This is a genomic window from Bradyrhizobium sp. CCBAU 11357, from assembly GCF_028128865.1.
Lineage (GTDB): Bacteria > Pseudomonadota > Alphaproteobacteria > Rhizobiales > Xanthobacteraceae > Bradyrhizobium.
Window position 1 is genome coordinate 1 of the sequence record NZ_LBJW01000006.1, and the last position, 5678, is coordinate 5678.

Genomic DNA, 5678 nt, shown 5'->3' on the forward strand with positions numbered 1-5678 from the left:
GCCAGAGCTCACCCTGATACAAAAATCTCCTTGCGCCTCAAGCTCAAACGCGCCGGCTGGAACGACGCCTTCTTCTTCGAACTCCTAGGCCACATGCGATAGCCCTGCCCTGGAGGGGGAGGGTCGATCGCGCGCAGCGCGAGCGGGGTGGGGTGACGGTCTCTCCGCGTCGAACAGTGCCTGTGTGGAGAGATCACCCCACCCCGTCACGCAATCTCGCTTTGCTCGATCGCGTGCCGACCCTCGGGCGAGCTACGCTCGTCCCGGACCCCTCCAGGGTAGGGTAAGAAAGCGGCAGCACCTACCTCCCCAATTCCGTCGCCTGCGCCACGCGGTCGAACCGCTCCAAGGTCATGATCGCATCCGCAAACTTCTCCGCGCGGGCGTTCAGCACGGGGCGCGCCAGCGTCAGGAATTTCTGCTGCATCGCCTGCGTGTCCGGGAATGAGGTCGGCTCGCCCGACGGGTCGGCATAGAGCCGCTCGTGCACGCCGTCATCCGTCGTGATGCTCACGCGCGCGCCAAAGGGATGGGTGCGGCCGATCTCGAGCCGATCGTCCTGCACCACGTCGAACTTGTCGGCGAGCGCGTCGATCGCGGCGTCGCCCAGACGGTTGTAATCGTCCCAGCCGAACGAGCCCTGGTCGAGCGCGAGCGCGCCGGTGAAGAACATCGAGAACTGGCCGCCGACGATCGAGCGCGGATGGCGCTTGGTGGCGGCATCGCCCGTCAGCGTGATGCCGTTGCGGTGCAGGCCAATCTCGACGCGCTTGACCTGCTCCGGCGTCAGATTGTGCTCGCGCCGCATCGCGATCAGCGCATCGATCGCGGCATGGGTATAGCGGCAACTCGGATACGGCTTCACGCCGATCTTCATCGTCTCGTAGGTCTTGCCGAGCTCGGCGACCGCCTTGTCCGGATGCGCATCGTCGGTGTAGCCGGCGAGCAGGCCGTGCTTGCCCTCGACCGATTCGGTCGCGCCGACGAAATCGTTGCGCGCCAGCGTCGCGGCGATCACGCCATTCATCGCGGCGGCGCCGACCTGGTAGCGCTTGTTCCAGGCGCCGTTGACCAGGAATTGCAGCGAGCCTGCGGCCTGGCTGCCGGAGACGCCGAACGCGGCGATCAGCTGCTTCTCGGACAGGCCGAACAGCTTGCCGGCCGCCGCAGCCGCGCCATAGGTGCCGGCGGTCGCTGTGGGGTGGAAGCCGCGCGCGTAATGCGAGGTCGGGTCGAGTGCGTTGCCGAGCCGGCAGCACACCTCGTAACCGGCAACGATCGCGGTCAGCACGTCGCGGCCCGACGCGCCGACCATCTCGCCGACGGCGAAGGCGGCCGGCACCATCGGTGCGCTCGGATGCAGCGAGGAATCGGCGTGGGTGTCGTCGAAATCGAGGGAGTGGCCGAGCGCGCCGTTGAGCAGCGCCGCGACCGCCGGCGTCCAGGTCTTGGTATCGCCGAACACGGTGGACTCGCCCTTCGTGTCGAGCGCCAGCGCCTCCAGCATCTTCAGCATCGACGGGGTCGATTCCGCCTCGCGCCGCGCCCGGATTGCGCTGCCGAGAAAGTCCAGCGTTAGGACTTTGGCGCGCTCCAGCACCTCGGTGGGAATATCCTGGTACTTCAGATTCGAGACATAGGCGGCGAGCGTTGCGGTTTCGTGAGCCATCGTGTTTCCTCGTTTTGGCGCGCAAGTTAGGCGGGTCGATTTGGCCTTTCAAGCGGCCTTGCGGGGGCGGGGATCAGCCATGCTTTTGGCTTGGCGCAAAGGATCGGGATATTCCGTATGACGCGCGCAAGGCAGCTGTTCGACCGGGTTCGAGCGCGGCGGACGCAATTGGGGCTGGCGATCCGGGTCACGGTCGCCGCGACCGCGGCCTATGCGATCGCCACCGCGCTGCATCTGCTGTTGCCGCTCTGGGCGGTGCTGACATCACTGATCGTGACCCAGATGAGCGTCGGCCGCTCGCTGAAGGCGACGCGCGACTACATGCTCGGCACCATCGGCGGCGCGATCTATGGCGGCGCCATCGCGATCCTGATTCCCTATTCCAGCGAGGCGGGCCTGCTCGGCCTGCTGGTCCTCTCCGTCGCCCCGCTCGCCTTCATCGCCGCGATCAATCCGAGCCTCAGCGCCGCCACGGTCACCGCCGTGATCGTGCTCCTGGTTCCGACCCTGCATCATGCCGATCCCCTGACGTCGGCGATCGATCGGGTCAGCGAGGTCGGCGTCGGCGCCGTCACGGGATTGCTGGTCTCGTTCCTGGTGCTGCCCTCGCGCGCGGTACGGCAGATCCGCGCCAGCGCGGCGGTTCTGCTCGAGCTGATCGCTGATGCCTTCACCGAGCTGCTGGCAGGCCTCACGCGCGGCCGCGACAACGACGCGCTGCACCGGATCCAGGACGGCATCGGCTCCGCGATGGTCAATCTGAATGCGATCGGCTCCGAGGCCGAGCGCGAGCGCGCCGCGCGGCTGTCGAGCGGCCCCGATACCGGCCCGTTGCTGCGAACCATCCTGCGGCTGCGCCACGACGTCGTGATGATCGGCCGCGCTACGGTGGTGCCGCTGCCGGTCGAGGTGCAGATGCGGCTGGCAGCGCCGCTGACGGAAGTCTCGACCGTGATCGCGCGCTTCCTGCGCGCGGCCGCTAGCGCCTTGCGCGAAGGCGCCGGCGCGCCGCCGATCCATCCCGTCCACGTCGCGCTCCAGCACTACGCCGCGGCGGTGGCATCCGTCCGTCAGGACGGCCTGATCCGCGGCCACGCAAGCGACACCGCCGAGCGCTTCTTCGCGCTCGGCTTCTCGCTGGAGCAGATGCACCAGAATCTCTGCGATCTCGACCGCGTCGTCGGCGAATGGTCGGAATCAGCAAGCGACAAGTCGGTGCGGGTGGCGGAGTGAGTTGAACCGTCCTCGTAACCGCCCGTGACGACAGCAATGCATACGTCGCGCGATTCAGCCGTGATCGCTGTCTGCGTCTTCTCACGCTGCACGCGCCAGGTTCCATCGGGTCATGTTGCTGACGCAATCTCTGTCTTAACCGGTAAACACGACGTGAGGACCACGCCGGTTCACACAACGGTTCCATAGCCAGGGGTTGGCTCGAATCCGCAAAACGATTGGCGCAAGTTGATGAACGCTGCTGCGTTCGCTTGACCAGTTTTGCGGTTCTGGAACCGGACAATCTAAAAAATCACAGGACTCATGATGCTCTTCCGTTCGAGCGCCGCAATTTGCGGCGCCCTGGTTACGCTTGCCTTTTCCGTTTCAGTTGCTCGAAGTGAAACGCGTGGGGATCACTCAAGTGCCGTCGTCGATGCCGCTTCCGGTAATGCGATCGTTGGCGCGGCGTCCACCTACAATCCGTTCAAGCCCGGCAAGGAGGAAGGAGGCCCGAAGACAGCCTCCGGGGAGCGTTATGATCCCTCTGCCTGGACGGCTGCCATCAAGACGAGCTTGCGCCGGAAGTTTGGTGGGGTCGAATTTGGCGCGAGGCCGAAATATGCCCTCGTCGAGGCTGTCGGCAAGAAGGTCATCGTCAAGATCAATGACGTGGGACCGCTCAGACCTGGCCGCATCATCGACCTCAATGAGCGGGCGATGCGCCATTTCGATCCGAGCATGGACCGCGGTGTCATTCCTGACGTGAAGGTCAGTCCGCTCGCAGGAGACAATTGGACCCCGGGGCCGGTGGGTTGAACGCGGACGTGTTCATCAATGTCGGCCCGCACAGTTTCAGCGGGCCGGCGCCACGATTCGTCCCATCATGTTGCGGACCACGAGCTTGTGGAAGGGCATGATCAGCGCGAGATAGGTCCGGCCGAGCAGATTGTGCGTGCGCACCAGCGTGGTCGAGGTCACCTGCCGGCTCGCGGCATTGCCTGAAACGTCGACGACGATGCGGAAGTCGAGGTGCGAATCATCGAAGCCCGCCACCAGCCGCTCGGACGTTTCGTCGACCACCGGAAACAGGCCGATCATGCCGCCCGGCGCCGGCTCGCCTTCGCCTGATGTCTTCAGTCCGAACGGCGTCACCAGAATGTTGCGCAGGCGCAGCAGCGCGTCGATCCAGCCCGGCCCGTGCAGCACCATTCGGGTGCAGGCTTCGCGGGCATTCACCGCCGCAGCGCCGATGTCCACGCGAAACGCATCGATGAACTGCGCGCCGGCGAGCAGCGCATTGGCATCGACTTCAGGCGCGACTTCGCGGACCGGTGCTCTCATCCCGCCATCTTGCGCGTCAGCATCCGGAATCGCAAGATCAGGAGCCCGGCATAGACGAACGTGCCGATCGAGAATCCGATCCAGACGCCGACCGCGCCGAGCCCCGTGTGGAACGCCAGCATCCAGCCGACGGGAAAGGCGACGCCCCAATAGCCGATTGCAGCGAACAGCAGCGTCATTCGAGTGTCATTGATGCCGCGCAGCGCGCCGCCCATGATGGTCTGCAGGCCGTCGGCGATGAAGAAGCTCGCCCCGACCAGCAGCAGTGTTGCCGTCAGCTCGACCGTTGCCGCGCTTTCGCTGCCGCTGCCGAAAAACAGCCGTCCGAGCTCGTAGCGACCGATCACGATGGCGATCGTCAGCGCGAAGACCAGCGCGACGCCGAGCACGGCTGCGACGAGCCCTGCGCGCCTCACCGCCGCCGGATCCTTGCGGCCGAAGGCATGACCGACCCGCACCGTCGCCGCCATGCCGATGCCGAGCGGCACCATGAACAGCACGGCGGTGATCTGGAGCGCGATCTGATGCGCGGCAATCGCGGCGGTCGAGATCAGTCCCATCAGCAGCGCCGCTGAAGAGAACAGACCATATTCCAGCAGCAGGGAAAACGAGATCGGCGCGCCGATCGCGATCAGTTGGCGCATCAACGGCCAGTCGATCCGCCACAGGCGGGCGAGCGGATGATAGTCCGCAAACGGCTTGCGCAACCCGGCGATCGCGAGTGCGGCGAGGAAGGTGCCGAGATTGACCAGCGTGGTTGCAAGCCCCGCGCCGAACAGGCCGAGCTCCGGCAGGCCGAACAGGCCGTGGATCAGCGCGTAGACCAGCGCGGCGTTGACCGGGATCGCCGCCAGTGTGATCCACAGCGGCGCCTGCGGCCGGTTCACCGCGCTCATCATGCCGCGCAGCGCGATGAATCCGAGCGCCGGCGCGATGCCCCAGGCGAGGCCGTTCAAATAGTGCTGCGCCAGCGCGGCGGTTCGCGGCATTTGACCGAGCGCCAGCAAAATCTGCTCGCCATAGAGCGGCGAGGCCATCATCGGCAGCGAGATCAGCAGCGCGGCCCACAGACCGACGCGCAAGGAGCGGCGAATGCGCCTGGCGTCGCCGGCGCCGAATGCCTGCGCCGCCAGCGGCGACACCGCGGACGTCAATCCGAGCCCGAACGTGAAGCTGACGAAATAGACCGTATGGGCCAGCGCCGCCGCGGCCACCGCCTCCTCGCCGAGCCGGCCGATCATCGCGAGATCGGTGGTGATCATCGCGATCTGCCCGAGCTGGGTCAGCATCATCGGCACGGCGAGGCGCAGCGTCTCGACGAATTCTTCGGCAAGATGATTCGGCAGCACGCCGGCATGCGGCTGCGCATGATGTTGGACGGTGTCGAGCATGGCGGCTCAATAGCACAGCCGCGCGACGAAAACATGGCTCATGTCCCGGACGCGCGAAGCGC

5 protein-coding genes are annotated in these 5678 nt (G+C 66.1%); 2 read left to right on the top strand and 3 right to left on the bottom strand.

Annotated features, from left to right (window positions below):
* Positions 1-301: 301 nt before the first annotated feature.
* The gene (locus XI05_RS01010; RefSeq protein ID WP_271498053.1) at positions 302-1669 is read right to left on the bottom strand and encodes an MmgE/PrpD family protein; all 1368 of its coding nucleotides are present in this window, start codon (positions 1667-1669) and stop codon (positions 302-304) included.
* Positions 1670-1786: 117 nt separating this feature from the next.
* Here XI05_RS01010 and XI05_RS01015 point away from each other — a divergent pair, with 117 nt between their 5' ends.
* Both XI05_RS01015 and XI05_RS01020 read left to right on the top strand, forming a co-directional pair.
* Complete coding sequence (locus tag XI05_RS01015; RefSeq protein WP_271498056.1) at positions 1787-2902, top strand: FUSC family protein; 1116 nt, start codon at positions 1787-1789, stop codon at positions 2900-2902.
* 303 nt (positions 2903-3205) lie between these two features.
* Positions 3206-3700, top strand: a complete 495-nt coding sequence (locus tag XI05_RS01020) for a septal ring lytic transglycosylase RlpA family protein (RefSeq protein ID WP_271498059.1) — start codon at positions 3206-3208, stop codon at positions 3698-3700.
* Between the two features lie 36 nt (positions 3701-3736).
* On the opposite strand, the gene XI05_RS01025 is transcribed toward XI05_RS01020, so the two are convergent.
* Both XI05_RS01025 and XI05_RS01030 read right to left on the bottom strand, forming a co-directional pair.
* Complete coding sequence (locus XI05_RS01025) at positions 3737-4225, bottom strand: DUF2867 domain-containing protein (protein WP_271498062.1); 489 nt, start codon at positions 4223-4225, stop codon at positions 3737-3739.
* On the bottom strand, positions 4222-5616 hold the full coding sequence (locus XI05_RS01030) for an MATE family efflux transporter (protein ID WP_271498065.1): 1395 nt from the start codon (positions 5614-5616) through the stop codon (positions 4222-4224). The genes XI05_RS01025 and XI05_RS01030 overlap by 4 nt, the downstream gene beginning before the upstream one ends.
* Between the last annotated feature and the right edge of the window lie 62 nt (positions 5617-5678).

What these genes read in the sequence shown, in the direction of transcription:
- XI05_RS01010 (WP_271498053.1), bottom strand. Translation starts at nt 1,669, where the DNA reads ATGGCTCACGAAACCGCAACGCTCGCCGCCTATGTCTCGAATCTGAAG.
- XI05_RS01015 (WP_271498056.1), top strand. Translation starts at nt 1,787, where the DNA reads ATGACGCGCGCAAGGCAGCTGTTCGACCGGGTTCGAGCGCGGCGGACG.
- XI05_RS01020 (WP_271498059.1), top strand. Translation starts at nt 3,206, where the DNA reads ATGATGCTCTTCCGTTCGAGCGCCGCAATTTGCGGCGCCCTGGTTACG.
- XI05_RS01030 (WP_271498065.1), bottom strand. Translation starts at nt 5,616, where the DNA reads ATGCTCGACACCGTCCAACATCATGCGCAGCCGCATGCCGGCGTGCTG.
- XI05_RS01025 (WP_271498062.1), bottom strand. Translation starts at nt 4,225, where the DNA reads ATGAGAGCACCGGTCCGCGAAGTCGCGCCTGAAGTCGATGCCAATGCG.